General features: G+C 62.2%; 14 protein-coding genes and 1 pseudogene. 12 read left to right on the forward strand and 3 right to left on the reverse strand.

The window, feature by feature from the left end:
* Window positions 1-101: 101 nt before the first annotated feature.
* Window positions 102-548 (reverse strand): annotated as a pseudogene (locus tag AC1Q7F_RS14495) (LysR family transcriptional regulator); the annotation flags it as partial.
* 379 nt (window positions 549-927) lie between these two features.
* Between AC1Q7F_RS14495 and AC1Q7F_RS14500 the strand changes: the two are divergent.
* The 10 genes from AC1Q7F_RS14500 (at window position 928) to AC1Q7F_RS14545 (ending at window position 12,370) form a co-directional block, all read left to right on the forward strand.
* On the forward strand, window positions 928-2,487 hold the full coding sequence (locus tag AC1Q7F_RS14500; protein ID WP_492507993.1) for an aldehyde dehydrogenase (NADP(+)): 1,560 nt from the start codon (window positions 928-930) through the stop codon (window positions 2,485-2,487).
* Window positions 2,488-2,610: 123 nt separating this feature from the next.
* On the forward strand, window positions 2,611-3,585 hold the full coding sequence (locus AC1Q7F_RS14505; protein ID WP_492507995.1) for an ABC transporter substrate-binding protein: 975 nt from the start codon (window positions 2,611-2,613) through the stop codon (window positions 3,583-3,585).
* A gap of 194 nt (window positions 3,586-3,779) precedes the next feature.
* Window positions 3,780-4,805, forward strand: a complete 1,026-nt coding sequence (locus tag AC1Q7F_RS14510) for an amidohydrolase family protein (protein ID WP_492507997.1) — start codon at window positions 3,780-3,782, stop codon at window positions 4,803-4,805.
* A 20-nt stretch (window positions 4,806-4,825) separates the two neighbouring features.
* The gene (locus tag AC1Q7F_RS14515) at window positions 4,826-5,674 is read left to right on the forward strand and encodes an amidohydrolase family protein (protein ID WP_492507999.1); all 849 of its coding nucleotides are present in this window, start codon (window positions 4,826-4,828) and stop codon (window positions 5,672-5,674) included.
* Window positions 5,675-5,705: 31 nt separating this feature from the next.
* Window positions 5,706-6,992 (forward strand): MFS transporter, encoded by a 1,287-nt coding sequence (locus tag AC1Q7F_RS14520; protein WP_492508001.1) that lies wholly within the window; start codon window positions 5,706-5,708, stop codon window positions 6,990-6,992.
* Between the two features lie 22 nt (window positions 6,993-7,014).
* A complete protein-coding gene (locus tag AC1Q7F_RS14525) occupies window positions 7,015-7,998 on the forward strand; it encodes a DODA-type extradiol aromatic ring-opening family dioxygenase (RefSeq protein ID WP_492508003.1) in 984 nt (327 codons plus the stop codon).
* A gap of 14 nt (window positions 7,999-8,012) precedes the next feature.
* On the forward strand, window positions 8,013-8,867 hold the full coding sequence (locus tag AC1Q7F_RS14530; protein WP_492508005.1) for an HpcH/HpaI aldolase family protein: 855 nt from the start codon (window positions 8,013-8,015) through the stop codon (window positions 8,865-8,867).
* Between the two features lie 53 nt (window positions 8,868-8,920).
* A complete protein-coding gene (locus AC1Q7F_RS14535) occupies window positions 8,921-10,471 on the forward strand; it encodes an acetolactate synthase large subunit (protein WP_492508007.1) in 1,551 nt (516 codons plus the stop codon).
* Between the two features lie 28 nt (window positions 10,472-10,499).
* Complete coding sequence (locus AC1Q7F_RS14540; RefSeq protein WP_492508009.1) at window positions 10,500-11,387, forward strand: hypothetical protein; 888 nt, start codon at window positions 10,500-10,502, stop codon at window positions 11,385-11,387.
* Window positions 11,387-12,370 (forward strand): aldo/keto reductase, encoded by a 984-nt coding sequence (locus AC1Q7F_RS14545; RefSeq protein ID WP_492508011.1) that lies wholly within the window; start codon window positions 11,387-11,389, stop codon window positions 12,368-12,370. The genes AC1Q7F_RS14540 and AC1Q7F_RS14545 overlap by 1 nt, the downstream gene beginning before the upstream one ends.
* Here the strand turns inward: AC1Q7F_RS14545 and AC1Q7F_RS14550 are convergent.
* Window positions 12,337-13,599 (reverse strand): MFS transporter, encoded by a 1,263-nt coding sequence (locus tag AC1Q7F_RS14550; protein WP_492508013.1) that lies wholly within the window; start codon window positions 13,597-13,599, stop codon window positions 12,337-12,339. The genes AC1Q7F_RS14545 and AC1Q7F_RS14550 overlap by 34 nt on opposite strands.
* Window position 13,600: 1 nt before the next feature.
* Window positions 13,601-15,286, reverse strand: a complete 1,686-nt coding sequence (locus AC1Q7F_RS14555; protein WP_492508015.1) for a thiamine pyrophosphate-binding protein — start codon at window positions 15,284-15,286, stop codon at window positions 13,601-13,603.
* Between the two features lie 431 nt (window positions 15,287-15,717).
* Between AC1Q7F_RS14555 and AC1Q7F_RS14560 the strand changes: the two genes are divergently transcribed.
* The gene (locus tag AC1Q7F_RS14560) at window positions 15,718-17,496 is read left to right on the forward strand and encodes a hypothetical protein (RefSeq protein WP_492508017.1); all 1,779 of its coding nucleotides are present in this window, start codon (window positions 15,718-15,720) and stop codon (window positions 17,494-17,496) included.
* Window positions 17,497-17,835: 339 nt separating this feature from the next.
* The gene (locus AC1Q7F_RS14565; RefSeq protein ID WP_492508019.1) at window positions 17,836-20,118 is read left to right on the forward strand and encodes a TonB-dependent receptor; all 2,283 of its coding nucleotides are present in this window, start codon (window positions 17,836-17,838) and stop codon (window positions 20,116-20,118) included.
* Window positions 20,119-20,126: the final 8 nt, after the last annotated feature.

Genomic DNA, 20,126 nt, shown 5'->3' on the forward strand with positions numbered 1-20,126 from the left:
ATCTCCTGCAACGCCAGACTCATGCGGCGACCACAGGCCATGCCGGCCGGCGTGACCATCACCCCCTCGGCCGAGCGATAGAAGATGGTCTTGCGCAGATTGCCCTCCAGGTCGCGGGCGGCGCGTTGCAATGACGCCTCGGTGATCTGCAGAGCACGTGACGCGGTGGCGAACGTGCCATGTTCGATCAGGGCCACCAGACTGCGTACCTGCGACCGGGTCAGGCGATGCATAACCGCTTCGGCCCCCACCTGCCCGCCAGGAACCTCCAGTTCGAACAGTGCATCGACCAACTGCTTGAACATACGGATGACGCGCCGGTACAGGATATCGCCCGAAGCGGTCAGGTAACTGCCGCTGGCCCGGCGTTCGAACAGTTCGACGCCGATCAGTTGCTCGAGTTTCGCCAGGGCCTGGGTTACCGCAGGCTGTGACAGGTTGCATTCTTCCGACCCCCGGCGAACGCTGTTCAGGCGGCCGACGCTTTCGAACAGACGCAGTTGGCGAAAGCTGATCGCATCAAGGCGTTGGGACAATGTCTCTTGCATATTTTGTCCTCCCTGAATGTCACCATATTGAATTTCTTATAGGGTGGGAACGCATTTTCGATGCTGCGTTGCAGTATGGCGAAACGGGTGTAGACGGTGCTTCTGCCCCTCGTCTTCCGTGGAGGCTCACATCGTTACAATGGCAGAATTCCAGGCCTTGATGGAGGACAACTCCTTGATGTTCCGGAATTTCCCCAACGAAACCGCTTGCACAATCCGGTCTCGCCAAAACCTGGGGAACGTCCTTGCCTCTGCCGCGCTGCCATATGCGCTTTGCAAAAAACTTATCACCCCCTTCACTCTTCCTGGGGGGCTCCAGGGATGAAGCCGGCGTAAGCCAGGGCCGGTGAACGGGAACGACAATCCCAAGGGAGCCACCATGTCCGTATCTGGTGAAATGATCCTGGCTGGCCGTCCTGTACAGGGCGCGGGGGCAGCCTTCGTGGCCACCAATCCGACTACGGGTGCGACCATCGCGCCGGATTTTATGACAGCGACACGTGACGATCTGGAACGTGCCTGCGCTGCGGCTGATGATGCCTTCGCACCGTTCCGCGCCCTGGGCCCGACCGACCGCGCCCTGTTCTTGGGCCGGATCGCAGAGGAATTGGCCGGTGATGCGGCCGCCATCGTGGAACGTGCCATGGCGGAAACCGGCCTGCCGCGTCCGCGACTGGAGGGCGAATTGGGGCGTACGATGAACCAGCTTCGCTTGTTCAGTCGCGTCCTGCGGGAAGGTGCCTACCTGGATGTGCGGATCGACAAGGCTCTGCCGGACCGCACCCCACCCCGTCCTGACATCCGCCTGTCAATGGTGCCGGTCGGCCCCGTCGCCGTATTCGGTGCGTCGAATTTTCCGTTGGCCTTTTCCGTGGCCGGCGGTGACACGGCGTCGGTCCTGGCCGCCGGCTGCCCCGTTGTGGTAAAGGCGCATTCATCCCATCCCGGCACGTCCGAACTGGTGGCCAAGGCGGTGGCCCGTGCCGTGGCGGCGAGCAGCCTGCCCGGCGGGGTCTTTTCCATGCTGTTTGGGAACGGGGCGGATATCGGGGCCGGACTGGTCGCCGATCCGCGCATTCAAGCCGTGGGTTTCACGGGGTCACGGGCGGGCGGAACAGCACTGATTGCTGTTGCCCAGGCCCGTCCACAGCCCATTCCCGTCTATGCAGAAATGAGTTCTATCAACCCGGTGCTGCTGTTGCCGGGTGCCTTGGAACAGCGGGGCGATGCCATCGGCAAGGCATTTGCCGGCGCCCTCACCCTGGGGGCGGGGCAGTTCTGTACCAATCCCGGCCTGCTTCTGGCCGTGGAGGGGCAGGGGCTGGACAGTTTCGTGTCTAGCGCAGCAGCAGCAATCCGCGCCACTACGCCCGCCACCATGTTGAACCAGGGCATCCATCGTGCCTATTGCGCGGGTGTGCGCCGTCTGGCGTCCCATCCGGCCGTGACGCCCCTGGCCCAGGGTGCTGCCGGCGATGGCTGGGTTTGCCAAACGGCGCTGTTCACCGTCTCGGCGCGCGACTTCCTGGCCCATCCGGAGTTGCATGAAGAGGTCTTTGGCGCCTGTTCGTTGCTGGTCCGCTGCCGTGATGTCGTGGAATTGCGCACCGTGCTGGCCGCCCTGGAAGGACAATTGACCATCGCCATTCATGCCGAGGGGGCCGATGATCAGGCACAGGCGGCCTGGTTGCTGCCGCTTGTGGAACGCAAGGCAGGGCGCATCCTGTTCGACGGGTTCGGGACGGGGGTGGAGGTCTGCGACGCCATGGTGCATGGCGGACCATTCCCGGCCACCAGCGATGTGCGGACAACGTCTGTCGGGTCCATGGCCATCGCCCGCTTCCTACGGCCCGTCTGTTACCAGAACACGCCGGACATCCTGCTGCCCGTAGAGTTGCACGGCGCCAACCCGCTGAACCTGCCGCGCACCTGCCGCTGATTGAAAACGTGCCGGGCACGACAGGAACTCTGCCCAGCGAATTGACGCCCGCCCCCGATCCGGCGCGACAATGGCGTCAAGAAATCCGAAGTGATCATATTGTTGCCCAAGGGAGTGAACCCCGTGACCAAGAAACTGCCGCTGACCTTCGCCGTCGCCGAGATGCCGCACACGTCCGCCGTGCGCAACGGGTCCATCCAGGTTGACGGGGTGGAGGGCAACTACCTGACCATCCATCCGCAGATCGCCGCCTTCCGCCGCATGGTCCGGGATGTCGAATTCGATGTCTGCGAACTGGCACCCACCACCTATATCATCGCCCGGGCCTATGGTGCGCCCTTTGTGGCCCTGCCGATCTTCGTCCTGCGCAAGTTCCACCATTCCGGTCTGCTGGTTCGTCCCGACGCAGGCATCAGAGAGCCGAAGGACCTGGAGGGCCGCAAGGTCGGCGTGCGCGCCTATTCCGTCACCACCGGCGCCTGGACCCGCCAGGCGTTGATGGAAGATCTGGGGGTGGACTGCGCCAAGGTCACCTGGGTCGTGGATGACGAGGAGCATGTGACCCAGTTGAAGTTGCCCGGCAATGTCGAGCATGTACGGGCTGGCAGCTCGCTCTATGACATGATGAATGCGGGTGAACTGTCTGCGGGCTTTGCCGGTAATGCCGGTGTCGGCCGCACCGGCAATCCCACCGGCGGCTGGAAGGAAGTGGAGGTCGATTTCCCCGACCTTCTGCCCAATGCCGAGGAGCTGGAATGGGATTTCTACCGTCGGACGGGCGTCTATCCCATGCACGGCACCATCGTGGTGCGCGAAAGCGTGCTGACGGAAAATCCCTGGGTCGCCAAGGCCATCTATGAGGCGTTCGATGAGGCCAAGCAAGGCTGGCTGGCCCAGTTGAACAGCGGTGAAGCCAACAGTGCATCCGATAAGCGCTATCGCAAGCTCCAACAATTGGTCGGCAACGATCCGCTGCCCTATGGCATCGATGCCAACATCAAGACCATCCAGGCGCTGGAGGAAACGGCGTTCAAGCAGGGACTGACCCCGCGCCGCATGTCCATCGACGACCTGTTTTTTGATCCGGCCAAGGTGTGATCCCTCTCCCTTACGGCTGGCACTGGGTCCGCCGGCGTTGCCGGTGGACCCGCTTTTCCCCCGAGAATCGTCGCACGACAAGTCTTATACGGCCCAGGTCAATATCAATGTGCAGCGGCCGTTCGGCCACGCTATCTAATTGATCAAATTAGATTTAGCCGTCTGGTGCCCGTGCTGGAAATCAAGGAGTTCCCATGATCATCGATTGCCATGGCCATTTCACTACGGTGCCCCAGTCCTTCCGTGACTGGCGCTCGCGCCAGGTCGAATTCGCCGACGATCCGGTGAATGCTCCCAAGGTCGCCGACTGTATCGTCACGGACGAGCAGATCCATGAAGGGGTCGGTGGTGGCCAATTGCGTCTGCAGCAGGAACGCGGCAGCGACCTGACCCTGTTCTCCCCCATCGCGGGCCTGATGAGCCACCATCTGGGCAATGAGCGTACCAGCCTGGAATGGGCGGAGGTGTCGAATAATCTGGTGCGCCGGGTCTGCGATATCTATCCGAACAATTTCGTGCCCGTGTGCCAGTTGCCGCAATCGCCGCTGGCTCCGCCGAAGAACTCCATCCCCGAACTGCGCCGCTGCGTGGAGCAGATGGGCTTCGTCGGCTGCAACCTGAACCCCGATCCCACAGGTGGTTACTGGACCGGCAAGCCCATGACCGATCGGGAATGGTATCCGCTCTATGAGGTTCTGTGCGAACTCGACGTGCCGGCCATGATCCATGTCGCGGCCTCCTGCAATCCGAACTTCCATGGCACCGGCGCCCATTACCTGAACGCCGACACCTCGGTCTTCATGCAGCTTCTGCAGGCCGATCTGTTCAAGGATTTCCCGACTCTGCGCTTCATCATCCCGCATGGCGGTGGGGCGGTTCCCTATCACTGGGGCCGCTACCGCGGCATGTCGCTGGAGATCGCCAAGCGCCCGCTGGAAGGGCTGCTGAACAATGTCTTCTTCGACACCTGTGTCTATCACCATCCGGGCGTGCAGTTGCTGACGACCGTCGTGCCGTCCAGCAACGTCCTGTTCGGCTCCGAAATGATCGGTGCGGTGCGTGGCAAGGATCCCAACACCGATCAGTATTTCGACGACACCAAGCGTTATGTCGATGCCTGCCCGGACCTGAGCGACGCTGACCGCCACGCAATCTTCGAAGGCAACGCCCGGCGCGTCTATCCGCGCCTCGACGCGCTGCTGAAGGCACGCGGGCAATAATTCCGGGAGAGGAACAAGAAATGCAGTATTTCGATATCCATCCCCACATCATCTCCGACGATGAAAGCCGCTATCCGCCGGCCCCGCTGTTCGGCAAGCGATCCGACTGGTCGCAGGAGCGGCCGAACACAGTGGAAAGCCTGATTGCCGCCATGGACGCGGCGGGTGTTGCCAAGGCGGCGGTCGTCCATTCCTCCACCACCTACGGCTTCGACAATTCCTATGTCGTTGATGGCTGTAACCAGTATCCGGACCGGCTGGTGGCGGTCGGGTCGGTGGACATGATGGCCGACGATGCCTGTGAGGTGATCCGGTCCTGGGCCGGCAAGGGGCTGAAGGGGCTGCGCATCTTCACCGGCGGGTCCACCAAGGATTTCGATCCGGCCGAACTGGAAGATCCGCGCGCCTTCAAGGCTTGGGACCTGTTGGGAGAGCTGAGCCTGCCCATGTGCATCCAGACAGGGCCCATCGGTCTGCCGCAGGTGACGATGCTGGCGAAACGTTTCTCCAACGTCGCCATCATCATGGACCATCTGGGCCGGCCCGACGTGCTGGACGGCCCGCCCTATGCCAATGCGGCCAGCCTGTTCGAACTGGCTTCCCTGCCCAACATCTTCCTGAAGCTGACGCCTCGCATCTTCGGCGACGTCAAGAAGGGCAAGGCTAGCGCCGAGACCTTCTTCCCCAAGGTGGTTGCGGCCTTCGGCGCCGACCGTCTGGCCTGGGGCTCCAACTTCCCCACCTCTCCCGGCACGCTGGCTGAGATCAAGGCGGAAGCGGAGGCTGGCCTCGCCAGCCTTTCCGACACAGACCGCGCCTGGATCTTCGGCGGAACCGCGGCGAAGCTCTACCCGACGCTGGCCGATTGACTTCACAAGTACATTCACAATGGGAGGAACCATGGCCAGCACGGATACGGGCGCTTTCGGCCCCGTGCTCACTGACCGTCAGGTAGCGTTCAAGCGCTGGACGGTTCTGTTGCTGCTGGCGCTGGGGGTGCTGATCGCCTTCGTCGACCGGACCAGCATTTCCTCCGCCGTCGCGGATGCCGAATTCGTCCGGCACTTCGAATTGTCGGACACGGGGCGCGGCTGGGTGAATGCCGCGTTCTTCTGGTCTTACGGGCTGATCCAGATTCCCATGGGCTGGATCGTGGACCGGTATGGGGTGAAAACACCTTACACGCTCTGCTTCATCCTTTGGTGCGTGGCCACGGCCTTGACCGGGATGATGTCGGCCTTCATGGGCCTGATGATCATGCGCATCATTGTCGGTGCGGCTGAAGCCGTGGTGATGCCGGCCAGCTATCGCTGGATCCGTAACAATTTCAAGGAAGGACAGAACGGGACGGCCGTCGGCATTTTCGCCATGGGCAACAAGTTCGGCCCGGCCATCGGTGCGCCGGTTGCCGCCTGGTTGATCGTGCATCATTCCTGGCAGGCCATGTTCGTCATCACCGGCCTGGTCGGTCTGGTATGGCTGGTGCCCTGGATGTTCCTGGTCAAAAGCGATTTGCCGAAGAAGTCTGAAATGCCGGAGATTCGTCGACGGGCGTCGGCCGTGTCGTTCCGCACCATTATTGTCAGCCCCCTGATCTGGGGCACGATGATCGTGAATTTCTGCTACGGCTATTTCACCTTCTACTGCATGAGCTGGATGCCGGCCTATCTGGTGGAGGAGCGTGGTCTTTCACTGAAGGAAAGCGGGCTCTACACCTTCTTCAGCTTTGCCGGTATCGCCATCGTGGCCGCTATCGCCGGCTGGGCGGCAGACCGGATCATCGCTCGTGGCAAGGACCCTGTCTTTGTTCGCAAGGCCTTTGTCATCGCCGGCTTTCTTGGCGCCTGCACTGTCCTGCTGGGGGTGACGGCGGATAGTCTGGGAGCGGCTCTGTTCTGGAACGTCACCTCGCTGTCCTTTCTGGGGCTGGCCACCGCCAATAACCTGGCCCTGTGCCGCCTGACCCTGATCCCCGCTCCGGCGGTCGGTCTGGCCACGGGGGTACAGCAGGTGGCGACCAGCCTGTCGGGCGGCGTGGCGGCAAGCCTTTCGGGGTGGTTGTTGCAGGTCAGCGGCTCCTACGCCCTGCCCATGCAGGTCATCCTGGTTTTCCTGATCATTGGCGCAGTGACCACTGTCGTTCTGCTGCGCCCGAAATACGCGCCGAAATTGCCGGCAACCAACTGAACATGTGAAACGGGAGGTCACGATGGCCAAGATCGTCTTCGGAATGGCGGTGCCCCACAGCGGCATGCTGGGTCAGGCGCCGGAAGACTGGCTCAACAATGGTGAGCGGGATCGCAACAATCCCAAGCTCTGGTACCGCAACCGCACCTGGACCTATCCGGAACTGGAGGCGGAGCGCAAGGCGGCCTATGCCCCGTTTTTGACCATTGAAGAGCGCACGGCCCGTGCGGCCCGTAACAAGGCTGCCCTGGCGGAAATGCGCCGCGCCTATGAAGCGGCGGACGTCGATGTGGCTATCATCCTGGGCAAGGACCAGAAGGAAATCTTCATCGATTTTTCGCCCTCGATCGCCATCTACACGGGCGAGGAGGCCTATAATGGCCCGCCGCAGCGCCCCGTCTATGCGCCCGATCACGCCGTGACGCACAAGTGCCATCCGGAGCTGGCGCTGCATCTGGTCAAGTCGCTGCAGGCCGATGGTTTCGACCTGACGGACCTGTTCAAGTGGCCGGACAATGTCTGGATGAAGCCAACCGGCCCCATCGTCCCGCATGCCTATAGCTTCGTCTATCACCAGATCATGGGCAATAATCCGCCGCCCAACGTGCCGATCATCATGAATTGCTTCTATGAACCCACACAGCCGTCGATGGCGCGCTGTGTGCAGTTCGGTGAGGCGCTTCTGCGCGCGGTCAAGGCCTGGAAGAGCGATGCGCGGGTCGCCATCATCGCTTCGGGCGGTCTGACCCACTTCGTCTGTGACGAAGAATTCGACCGCCGGGTCATCGAGAAATTGCGCAATTTCGATTACGAGGGACTGATCGCCGAAGGCGAACGTGCCTACCAGTCTGGCACATCGGAGATCAAACTCTATGTCTCGGTGCTGAAGGCGCTGGAGGATGCCGGTGCCAGGATGACGCTGGTCGATTACGTCCCGTCATATCGCACCGCCGCCGGTACGGGCGAGGGCATGGGCTTCATGTATTGGTCTACGGATAAGGCCTGAGAGAGGGAAGTATCATGAGCAACCGGCTCAACGGCATCATCCGCGCCTGGGAAGCAGGCAAGCCCGCCTTTTCCTGCTTCGCCAAGGCGGACAAGCAGACGGCGATCGACCTCTCCGACAGCCCTTATGACGCGCTGGTCTTCGAGATGGAGCATAATCCGTTCGACATGCTGGCGCTGGGCGACGCGCTGCAATATCTGCTGAACCGTAAACAGATCCAGAGCGCCTCCACCCTGGCCCCGGCCGTGACCCCCATCGTCCGCATCCCGTCCAACGGGGTGGAGATGAACCAGGCCGAGGCCAAGCAGGCCCTGGACCGTGGCGTCTATGGCGTGGTCTGGCCGCATGTGAAGAATGTCGAGCAGGCCTATAACGCTGTCGCCTCCTGTCGCTATGCCAGGCCCAAGAGCGCGCCGCTTTACGAGCCGAAGGGCGTGCGCGGGGACGGCCCGGCCACAGCCGCCCGTTACTGGGGCCTGTCGCAGCAGGATTATTACAAGGCAGCCGATGTCTGGCCGCTGGCCCCGCATGGCGAATTGCTGGTCGGCCTGATGATCGAGAGTGTCGAGGCCATCGAGAATCTGGACGACATGCTGGCCAATGTGCCGGGCATCGGCTTCTGTTTGATTGGGGAGGGCGACCTATCCCAGGAACTGGGCCTGCCGCGTCAGTATGAGCATCCCGAGGTGCTGGACGCCATGGCCAAGGTGGTGGCCACCTGCAAGAAGCACAATGTCGTGGTCGGCCACCCGCACGTGACCGCCAAGAATGTCGAGCGCCTGATCGGCGAAGGCTACCGCTTCCTGATGTCGGCACCTCAGCGCAGCTATGGCGTTGTCGGCCAGGGCCGAGAAATCGCCGGTTACTGAGGTCGGGGTACCCCGTCGCTCATCCGCGCTACGATATGTCAAGGACAACACCCATGAACGGCGCTGAAAGCCTTGTGAACACGCTCGTGGATGAAGGGGTGGATATCTGCTTCGCCAATCCGGGCACGTCGGAAATGCACTTCCTGGCGGCGCTGGAAAACCCGCGCATGCGCAGTGTCCTGTGCCTCTATGAAGGGGTGGCCACCGGGGCGGCCGATGGCTGGTACCGCATGCGCCGGACACCTGCCGCCACGCTGCTGCATCTGGGGCCGGGCCTGGCCAATGGACTGTCCAACATCCACAATGCCAAACGCGCCGGCAGTGGCATGGTCAACATCATCGGTGAACATGCCACCGCGCATCTGAAATATGATGCGCCGCTGGCGTCCGATATCGAGGGGCTGGCGCGGCCGCTCAGCCACTGGGTCCGCCGCACCATTTCCTCTAACACGCTGGCCGGTGATGCGGTGGCGGCGGTGGAGCAGGCCAGCGCCCGGCCGGGCAAGATCGCCACCCTGATCCTGCCGGGGGACACCTCTTGGGGTGAGGTTACGGTGCCTGCCGGGTCGTTTGCGCGCAGCGGCGTGCCGGCGGCTGGTGTCCCCGACGCGGCGGCGGTGGAGCGGATTGCTGCTATCCTGCGCTCTGGTGAGCCCACCTTCATCATCCTGGCGGGTGCTGCTTGTTTCGGCCCAGCCCTGGACTGGGCGGGCAAGGTGGCTGCCAAGACCGGGGCGCGGATCGGCACGCAATTCTTCACCTCCCGCATTGAACGCGGGGCGGGGCGTGTCCCCCTGGAACGGCTGCCCTATGCCGTGCCGCAGGCGGTGGAGTTCCTGAAGGCCTTCAAGCATATCATCACGGTCGAAACGGGCGAGCCGGTGGCCTTCTTCAGCTATCCCGGCAAGCCCAGTCTGTTGAAGCAGCCGGATTGTCAGGTCCACCGTCTGGCCGCCGCGGATGAGGATAGCACGTGCGCGCTGGAGATGCTGGCCGACGCTGTCGGTGCCCGGACCCTGGATCCGGTTCGTCAGCCCTTCATCGAAAAGGGGGCGCCATCGGGTGCCTTGAACCCGCTGTCCATCGCTCATGCCCTGGCCTCGGCCATGCCCGACAACGCTATTCTGGTCGATGAAAGCCTGACCACAGGGCGGGAGACGATGGGCCACACGGCGGGTGCCGTGCCGCATGACACGATCCAGAACATGGGCGGTTCCATCGGCTATGGCACACCGGTCGCCACCGGGGCGGCGTTGGCTTGCCCCGACCGACGGGTGGTCTGCATCGTGGGGGACGGGTCGGCCATGTACACGATCCAGTCGCTCTGGACCCAGGCGCGTGAAGGGCTGAACGTCACCACGGTGATCTTCGCCAACCGCTCCTACCAGATCCTGAAGGCCGAATATGCCAATATGGGGTTCGGCGCGCCCGGCCCTCAGGCGCTGGCCATGATCGATATCGACAAACCGGCCATCGACTGGCTGTCCATGGGCAAGAGCATGGGTGTGCCGTCAGTCAGCGTCGGCACGGCCGAGGAGTTTTTCCATGCACTGGGTCGCTGCAATGCCGCACCCGGTCCCTCGCTGATCGAAGTCCGTCTTTGAACCAAACCGAATAATGGGGAGCGCCGCCATGGCCGCCGAAAAGCTGACCTTGCGCACCAACCTGGCCGATTATCCGCAGACCCTGGCCATGAAGGATGGCCGCGTCACATCCGACATTGTCGACCTGAACTATTGCGGGCCGGAACAGGCGCATAACGGCTTCAAGGCCATGGTGCGTCGCAATGAGTATGATTGCGGCGAACTGGCCATCGTCACCTATCTGCAGGCCAAGGCCTACAACAAGCCCTATGTCCTGCTGCCGGCCCCCATTTCAGGCCGTTTCCAGCATCATTGCGCCGGTTTCAACAAGGAACTGGGCCACATCAACCCAAAGGATATAGAGGGAAAAAAGGTCGGTGTGCGCACCTATGCCCAAACGACGGGACTGTGGATCCGGGGCGTGCTCCAGCATGAATATGGCGTGGATCTGGACAAGGTCACCTGGATGACGGTGGGGGAAGGGCACTTGGCCGAATATGCCGATCCGCCCAACTGCATTCCCTTGCCCAAGGGCTCTGACATCGGCCAGATGATGCTGGATGGTGAACTGACCGCCACCTTGCAGGGCGTGGATCTGCCCAAGGACCCCCGCGTCCAGTATCTGGTGCCGGAACCGTTCAAGGCTGCCAAGGACTGGTTCGCCCGTGTCGGTGTGGTGCCCATCAACCATATCTTTGCGGTACATGAGAGCATTTCACGCGAACGTCCCGACGTCGTGCGGGAGATTTACCGCATGATCGGCGAAAGCCGCGCCATGACTGCTGGTGGGCTGCCCGATCCGTTTCCGCCCATGGGGCTGGAAGCCAACCGCAAGGGTCTGGAACTGGCCATCGACTGGTCGTTTGAACAGAAGATTATCCCCCGCCGTCTGTCGGTGGATGAGTTGTTCGATGATGTGACGGGATCGCTGGGCTGATGAGCCCGCGACTTCTGGCTGGACGGCGGGTGCAGCCCGTCGGCCTGGGCTGTATGGGGATATGTTGGGCCTATGGGCCCGCCATGGCCGAGAGTGATGCCGTGCGGCTTCTGCACCGCGCCATCGATCTCGGCTATGACCATTTCGACACGGCGGCGCTTTATGGCGGGGGGCAAAGCGAGACGCTCCTGGGCCGCGCCGTTGCGGGCAGGCGCGACCGCGTGCTGATTGCCAGCAAGGTCGGCCTGTTTGCCCGAGGTGCGGCGCGGGGCATTGATGGCCGGCCGGAGACGATCCGGGCCGGCTGCGATGCCTCGCTCGCCCGCCTGGGCATTGACCATATCGACCTGTTCTACCTTCATCGGCTGGATCGGACGGTCCCGATTGAGGATTCCGTGGGAGCCCTGGCTGACTTGGTGCATGCCGGAAAAATCGGCGCCATCGGGTTATCGGAAGCGTCTGCCGCCACATTGCGCCGTGCGGCCAATGTGCATCCGATCGCGGCGCTGCAGACGGAATATTCCCCCTGGTCGCGCAATGCGGAAATCGCCGTCCTGGACGCCTGTCGCAGCCTTGGAACGGCCTTCGTGGCCTTTTCACCGCTGGGCCGTGGCGTGCTGGCGGGGCGGGTTGACGATCCGGCCCGGCTGGATCGCACTGATATCCGTCGCTACATGCCGCGCTTTGCACCAGAGCATTGGCCGGCCAACTGCGACCTGGCGGGCGAGTTTGCGCTGCTGGCGGATGTCCATGGCGTGACGCCGGCCCAGCTATCGCTGGCCTGGGTCCTGGCGCGGGGTGAGCATGTGCATGCCATTCCGGGCACGACCTGTCTGGCGCATCTGGAAGAGAATGCGCAGGCCGTGGACCTTCCCGACGATGTCTTTGCGCGGATCGATTGGCTGTTCGATCCGGCGAACGTCAGCGGTCCCCGCTATCCCGCGGATGTTCAGGCCGGGGTGGATACCGAGGAATTTGCCTGAGGCGGGCTGAAATCCCGCGCGTGCCGAAGCTCCGGGAACAGCTTCGCCCAGGCCGCCGCGATCCCGACGGCACAGGCCCCACCCACCACCACCGATCCCACCGGCCCGATGGCCGCAGCCAGGGCGCCCGACTCCATCTCCCCCAGCTCATTGGAAGCGGAGATGAAAAGGGTGGACACGGCTCCGACCCGCCCGCGCATGGCATCCGGCGTGGCGATTGTGACCAGCGACTGCCGTACATTCACGGAGATCATGTCGGCCGCCCCCAATACCACCAGACAGGCGATGGATATCGGGAGGTGCGTGGACAGGCCAAAGATGATGGTGCAGACGCCGAAGACACCGACCGCCAGCAGCATCTTCACGCCAACGCCGCTGCGCAGCGGCCATACCGACAGCCAGACACCCGTCAGCACAGCCCCGATGGAGGGTGCTGTCCGCAACAGGCCCAGCCCCTCAGGTCCGGCCTGCAGGATGTCGCGGGCGAAGACCGGCAGCATGGCCGTGACCCCACCCAGCAGAACAGAGAACATATCGAGGCTGATGGCACCCAGCAGCATGCGGTTGGACCGAACGTAGCGAAACCCGTCCGCGATCATGCCCAACGGCTTTGCCGGACCAGTCCCTGGCTGCTGTTCGATGGGGCCGACAATCAATTGCCCTGTGACGGCCAGGGCCAGCAGGACGGCGCTGAAGCCGAAGGCACCCCAGGGCGAAAATGCGAAGATGAACCCGCCCAAGGCAGGCCCGATAATGGCGCCGACGCGGCCGGAGATCGCATAGAGTGCAATGGCGTTGGGCAGGATCTCCGTTGGCACCAGCTTGGGTGTCAGGGCGTTGTTGGCCGGCATGTAGAATGATCGGGCTGCTGCGATGAAACCGGCCAGGAGGTAGAGCGCCGGCAAGGTGGCTCTGCCGCTCCAGACCAGCAGCCCGACCGACGCGATACTGAGCATCTGTGCCGTCAAGGACAGCATGACCACCCGCCGCCGATTGAAGCGGTCGGCGACATAGCCGGCGAACGGGCTGAACAGCAGGAAGGGCAGGAATTGTACGGCCCCGATCAGACCCAGGCGCAGGGACGCAGCGCGTACATCCATGGTCTGGCGGGCCAGATCATAGACTAGCCAGCCCAGGCAGATGACGGTGGCGCTGTGGGCCAGCATGGTCAGCAACCGTGCCGCGAAGAACCAGCGGAAACGACGATGCCGCAGGGGAAGGGGGATCAATTCAGCCCATCCATTGGCTGACGGGGACATTGGATTGTTCCAGCGGCTGGGCGATCACGTCAATCAGGGTCGGCCCACCGAAGGACAGCGCCTTGCGGATCACGCCATCCAGTTCCGCCGGGTCGCGGACTGTCCAGGACTTGATGCCATAGGCTTCCGCCACCAGCGCATGGTCGGTGCGGTCGAAATCGACGGAGAAATAACGCTCGCCATAGCCGGTCTTCTGGCTGGCCTTGATCCAGCCATAGGAGGCGTTGGACATGACGATCATGGTCAATGGCACCCGCTTGCGCACGATGGTTTCAAGCTCGCCCACCGTGAAGCCGAAGCTGCCATCGCCCATCACGGTCACGACTTTCGCCTCTGGCCGACCGTACCAGGCGCCGATCGCAGCCGACATGGCATAGCCCAATGCACCCTGGGCCCGGTTGGTGATGATGCGGGTCAACCTGTTGCGGATCTCAAAATGGCCGGAGAAATATGGGCAAGGGGTGCCGGGATCGGCGACGATGATCCCATCCTCCGGCAAATGCCGCTGCAGGGCGGCCACGACCCGTTCCGGGCGAATGGGCAGATCGGGTGATCGGGCCTGCATCTCGAACCGTTCCCGTTTGGCGGCTTTCAGGCCGGCCAGCCTTTGTCGGATACCGCTGTTGCGCGGGCCGGCATGTCGGGTAATCTCCCGGGCCAGTGCCTCCAGGCATAGTCTCGCGTCACCGATAAGGGCCGCGTCGTAGCGATAGTTCGCTCCGGCCACCATCGGGTCGGCATCGATGTGGATCACGGGAATATCGCGCCCCGGCACGCGCCCATGTTCGGTAGCGGTGGAGCCGGCGCGGCAGCCGACGAACACGACGAGGTCGGCCCCTTGGATCGCAGCCCGCGTCTCTTCCGTCCCGCCATTTGTGCCGACCACGCCGACCGCCAGCGGATGATCGTCCTCGATGGCGCCATGGCCGGAAATGGTGGAGGCCACAGGAGCGTCCAGCAGTTCTGCCAAGGTGCGCAATGCGCCCTGCGCGCCGGAAATCACGACACCGCCGCCGCATAGGAAGAAGGGGGCCTTGGCCTTCAGCAGCGCATCCGCCGCCGCGGCCACCCCGTCCGGATCCGGACCGGCACGGAAGGCCGGGAAGCGGGCATGTTCAGCCTGTGCCCAGATCAGGCCGGTATCCAATGTCTGCTTTTGCAGGTCATAGGGCAGGCCGATATGGGCGGCCCCCGGCCGGCCGGTGGTCATGGCCCGGAAGGCGGTACGGAACAGGTGGGGGATCTGGTCCACCCGGTCGGCCACGGCGTTCCATTTGGTCAAGGGCGCGAACAGGGCCTTCTGGTCCAACTCCGTCAGCGCATAATGCCCGCGTCCACCGACCGGAATATCCGAGGTGATGGAGAGCAGGGCGATGGAGCTTTCATTCGCCTCTACCACACCCGGTAGAATATAGGTCGCACCGCCGCCGCTGGGCCCTTCGCACACGCCGGGTCGGCCTGTGACGCGCGCATAGGCATCGGCCATATAGGCAGCGCAGCGTTCATCCCGCGTCAGCACATGCGTCATGCCATGATCCAACCGGCAGAGCGCGTCATAGAAGGGCAGGCTGGTATCACCGCACAGTCCAAACATATGCCGCACCCCGTGGGCCTGCAGCATCCGCACGGCGGCTTCCGCACCTGTCAACTCATTCATCGTCGGCACTCTTATCCCTGGGAGGGTGGTCGCGCTTGGGCGGTACGGAGGTCGGGTAAGGACAAGACCGCGCAGGCGGGCGCGGCCTTTCCCGGCGGCGCGGACTCACAGCTATATCGCGGCCCCTCCCACGGCCGGGTGATTGAACCTGTGCTTCAATGGATTGGTTTTGGGTTGCGTCTCCTGACAGGTTCCTTTCGCCTGTTTCTGCTCCTCCCCATCTGCTCAAAATCAATCACCCCGAACGCACATACAGAACACGCCGGTTCTCGCATTGGATAGGGTGATGTTCTGCAAGTTATGACGTCAGTCGCAACAGGAGCGGGATAATGGATAGAAGAAACTTCCTGGGAGGAATGCTGGCAGGTACGGTCGTTGCGAAGGCATCGGCGGTAATGGCGGCTACTGGTGGAAAAAAAGGTGTAATGCTGATGAACCGCATCGCCCCTTCCGTTTCCGAATTATTCATTGCCAACATTGATGGTGGCAATGAGCGCAAGTTTCTGGCGGACTCCGCCTACGATTACAACCCGATGTTCAGCCCGCGTGGCGATCTGGTTGTCTTTACATCCGAACGCAATGGCGACGGGCAGTCGGATATCTTTGTGGCCAAGGCCGATGGCACTGGCGTTCGGCCGTTGATGGTGACGCCGTCCGTGGATGATGCCGGCGTTCTGTCGCCCGACGGATCGAAGCTGGCCTTCGTATCCACGCGCAATGGCTACCGCGCCAATCTTTGGGTGCTGGATATTGCCAGTGGCAAGGTCCGGCAACTGACCGGCACTAAGGAGGTGCGTGGCAAGGATGGTCTGCCCGATTGCTATTTCCGTCCAGCCTGGTCCCCGGACGGACAATGGATTGCCTTTTCCAGCGACCGCGACACCCCCTGGCGCGGTCATCATGACGGGCGCGGCTGGGAACATACCCAGGAATTGAGCATCTATGTGATTAAGGCCGATGGTACCGGCTTGCGCCAATTGGCAACGAAGCCGGACTTCTGTCTGGGATCGCCGAAATGGTCGCCGGACGGTCGGCGCGTCGTGTTCTATGAAATGACGACAGAGGACACCTGGGGCGCCCGCCGCCCGGAATATACCGGAAAGGTGCATTCCCAGATCGTCTCTGTCGATGTGGCAACCGGTGAGCGGGTGGAGCATACCACGGGCAATGGCCTGAAACTGAACCCACAATTCCTGTCGAGCAGGGAGATCGGTTACCTGATCAAGGGTACGCAGGAGGAGGGGCTGGCCTATACGTCCGACCGTCCGCGCCTCAAGCGCTTCCTGCGTGCGCCCCATTGGTCGCCTGATGGCAAGTCCGTCCTCTATGAAAAAACCAGCTTCAATCCTGTCCGACCCCTGTTCAAGCCGCTCTACAGTTGGGACAAGGATTGGGAATACCGCCATGTTGACGTCTTCCCCCTGATGTCGCGTGACGGCTGGATCGTCTTTACAGAGAAGCAGTTGGGCGAAAGTGCTGTTCTGATCATGCGGCCCGACGGGTCGGAAAAGCGCATGGTCTTTGACAGCCGCAACCGTGGCCTGGATGCGGACCGGGTGCGCAAGGGCCTTGCCGGGGCGTTTCAGCCCTGCTGGTCGCCGGATGGTGAATGGATTGCCTTCGGCCTTGGCTATTGGTTCGCACAGCGTGACCGGGAAACGGCTGCCATCTGGCGTGTGCGCCGCGATGGATCGGGTGCTGAACAACTGACTGACGGTTCCATCCATTCCGGCTTTCCCAGCTATTCGGCGGATGGCAAGGAGATCGTTTTCCGGGTGTGGAGTGAGAAGGAAAAGGGCCTGCGTATCCTGAACCTGGAGACGCGCCAAATCCGGTTGCTGACCGAAGGTTATGACAACCTGCCCGGCTGGTCGCCCGACGGCAAGCGGATCGTGTTTACCCGTAAGGGAGATGACGGCAATTTCGATATCTACACCATCCGCCCCGACGGCAGCGATTTGTTCCGTGCCACCACGCACGGTTCCAGCGATGGCCACGCTGTCTGGTCCAATGATGGTCGTATCCTTTGGAGCGGTTCGCAGCATGGTTTCCGCGACGAAGCCCCGCTTTACGACAATACGTTCCAGCAGTATGGCCAAATCTACGTGATGAACGCCGATGGTACTGACAAGAAGATCGTGACGGACAGCAAGTGGGAGGACAGCATGCCGCTATACGTGCCCAACGGCACGATTACACAGCCACGTTAACGTTCTGGCATCGCTGAACTTATCGCCCCGCCCTCCCGGCATTCGATCGGGAGGGCGGTTTGCTTTCGGGCTGTCTGTGGACAGTGGCTCCAGGGACTTTTGCACACCCGAACCGTTCACCCGCCGTCCTAAAACTTATCATACCGAACATGGATTGATGACCCTTGCTGGCCTGCCCGCCAGCTATGGTCAAGACGTCGCAAGGGGCGGGTTTCAACCACCGTAGCCCGGATTTCCCACAGACCATTTTCATGGGAGCGATCAGCAAGGGTCGGCGCGGGACGCAGGTTCCACAGCCCGACATGAAGTCTTCAAGAAAAGACAATCGGGAGGAAAGTAATGAATTCGCAGCATCGTCGGCGCCGCGTCGCCGCGCGCACGTCATACCGTTTCCTGATGCTGGCCGGTGCGTGCCTGACGTCGGGCTGGATGTCGCCTTCCCTGGCCGATACCAGCAGCAATGCAGAGGCTGCCCCCGGCGTGCTGGAGGAAATCGTGGTCACGGCGCAGAAGCGCGCCGAGAATGTGCAGGAAGTCCCCATTGCCATCAGTGTGATCGGCACCGACATGTTGGGGGATGCCGGCGCCTCCGGCACGGTGGAACTGAAGAATGTCGTTCCGGCGCTCAACATTACCACAGGCGTTGGTGGCTTCGGATTGCCGCGTATCCGCGGCATCGGCGCCTCCGGCCAGGGGCCGGGCATCGAGAATCCGGTAGCCGTCGTGGTTGATGGCGTCTATCACGGCGCGGCCTTCGGCGTGCTGCAATCACTGTTCGACACAGCCCAGGTGGCTGTGCTGAAGGGCCCGCAAGGCACGCTGTTCGGCCGCAACGCCACCGGCGGCGTCATCCAGGTCACCACCTATGAGCCTGGCTTCGACCCGCATGGCAAGGCCATCCTGGAATATGGCAACTATGACACGAAGCGCGGTGCAGCCTTCGTGACGGGCGGCATCACCGATACGCTGGCCATCAGCCTGTCGGGCCAGTACGAAAAGCGTGATAAAGGCTTTGGCACCAATGTCGTGACCGGCAATGAAGTGCAGGATGGTGATACTTGGGCCGGACGCCTCAAGCTGAAATGGCTGGCAACCGAGGATACGACGGTGCTTTTGTCGGCCGATTTCATGGGGCGCGACGCCTCTGAGCCCGCGTTCCGCAATTTCGGGCTCAATACGCTGGGGCAGAACATCCCGCAATTGATCATCAATGCGGGTGGTGACCCTGCCAATGACACTTACAGCGATATGGACCCGTTGTTGACGGCCCGTCAGAAGGGCGGCAGCGTCACCATCAACCATGATTTCGGTGGTGTGGAGTTGAAGAGTATCACGGCCTACCGCGACACAAAGCTGCGCACCCTGTTCGATCCCGATGGCACGGCGCTGGCCCGCCTTCGCATCGACAATCACAATTTTGATGAGCAGTTCACCCAAGAACTGGATCTGCTGTCCACAGATGATGGCCCGCTGACCTGGGTGCTGGGTGGATTCTACATGTGGAACTCGGCGGGGCAGGAGCCGGGACGGACCACCGGGCTGCTGACCTTCGGCGGCAACGGCTATAGCGATGTGATGACCGATGTGCGCCTCAACTCGATCTCCGGTTTCGCCCAGACTTCCTACGCCGTGAGCGACGATACCAAGATTACGGGGGGGCTGCGGTATACCCATGATGAGCGCACGTTCGAAGCCTATAGCGTCGAATATAACGGCAATACGCGGACCACGACGCGCGGTGCCCTCCAATCGGACAGCCGCACCTTCTCCAAGGTGACCTGGCGCTTGGCGCTGGATCACCAGTTCACGCCCGATGTCATGGGCTATGTCAGCTATAATCGCGGTTTCCGCAGCGGTACCTTCGTTCCGCAGGCCAACCCGATCATCGTGTTGGAACCGGAAGTGGTCGATGCCTATGAGGTTGGGTTGAAGACCGATCTGTTCGACGGTATCGCCCGCCTGAACGTCGCCGCCTATTTCTATGATCAGACGAACGTGCAGGTTCAGCAGGTCATTTCCGGTACCAACAGCATCTATAACGCCGATGGGGCTGAGACCTATGGCGTGGATGCTGACCTGACGGTACAGGTCACAGACAATTTCCGTGTCTTTGGCGGTCTGGGCTATACCCATGCGCGCTACACGGATTTCACCAACGCCATCATCTCCGTACCCTATCCACTGGCATCCAGTTTCGTCATTCCCTCTGGTCAGACCTGCCGCGGTACGTTCGGCAACCCCCGGACTCAGCTGGGCGGCAACTGTCTGATCATCGGTGATGCCAGTGGCAACAAGTTGCAGAATACGCCCGCGATCACGGCCAATTTCGGCGGATCGCTTGAGATCCCGACGGAGATCGGATCCTTCACCTTCTCGGGCAATTATTATTACAATGACGGCTATGTCGGGACCGCCGACGAGCGTGTCGTCCAGGACAGCTATGATTTGATCAGTGGTTCTGTGACCTGGCACAACCCCACGAAATCCTATTTCGTGAAGCTCTGGGCCCAGAACCTGACCAACTCCCACTATTTCGCCCAGATCGGCGCCACCAATTCCGGCGACAATGGCACGCCCGGCGCACCGCGCACCTTTGGTCTGACCATCGGCGCGGATTTCTGATCATTGCT

It is taken from the genome of Niveispirillum sp. GW835-FHT14G11, assembly GCF_058793615.1.

What these genes read in the sequence shown, in the direction of transcription:
- AC1Q7F_RS14560 (WP_492508017.1), top strand. Translation starts at nt 15,718, where the DNA reads ATGAACCGCATCGCCCCTTCCGTTTCCGAATTATTCATTGCCAACATT.
- AC1Q7F_RS14535 (WP_492508007.1), top strand. Translation starts at nt 8,921, where the DNA reads ATGAACGGCGCTGAAAGCCTTGTGAACACGCTCGTGGATGAAGGGGTG.
- AC1Q7F_RS14555 (WP_492508015.1), bottom strand. Translation starts at nt 15,286, where the DNA reads ATGAATGAGTTGACAGGTGCGGAAGCCGCCGTGCGGATGCTGCAGGCC.
- AC1Q7F_RS14540 (WP_492508009.1), top strand. Translation starts at nt 10,500, where the DNA reads ATGGCCGCCGAAAAGCTGACCTTGCGCACCAACCTGGCCGATTATCCG.
- AC1Q7F_RS14565 (WP_492508019.1), top strand. Translation starts at nt 17,836, where the DNA reads ATGAATTCGCAGCATCGTCGGCGCCGCGTCGCCGCGCGCACGTCATAC.
- AC1Q7F_RS14545 (WP_492508011.1), top strand. Translation starts at nt 11,387, where the DNA reads ATGAGCCCGCGACTTCTGGCTGGACGGCGGGTGCAGCCCGTCGGCCTG.
- AC1Q7F_RS14520 (WP_492508001.1), top strand. Translation starts at nt 5,706, where the DNA reads ATGGCCAGCACGGATACGGGCGCTTTCGGCCCCGTGCTCACTGACCGT.
- AC1Q7F_RS14510 (WP_492507997.1), top strand. Translation starts at nt 3,780, where the DNA reads ATGATCATCGATTGCCATGGCCATTTCACTACGGTGCCCCAGTCCTTC.
- AC1Q7F_RS14515 (WP_492507999.1), top strand. Translation starts at nt 4,826, where the DNA reads ATGCAGTATTTCGATATCCATCCCCACATCATCTCCGACGATGAAAGC.
- AC1Q7F_RS14530 (WP_492508005.1), top strand. Translation starts at nt 8,013, where the DNA reads ATGAGCAACCGGCTCAACGGCATCATCCGCGCCTGGGAAGCAGGCAAG.
- AC1Q7F_RS14500 (WP_492507993.1), top strand. Translation starts at nt 928, where the DNA reads ATGTCCGTATCTGGTGAAATGATCCTGGCTGGCCGTCCTGTACAGGGC.
- AC1Q7F_RS14525 (WP_492508003.1), top strand. Translation starts at nt 7,015, where the DNA reads ATGGCCAAGATCGTCTTCGGAATGGCGGTGCCCCACAGCGGCATGCTG.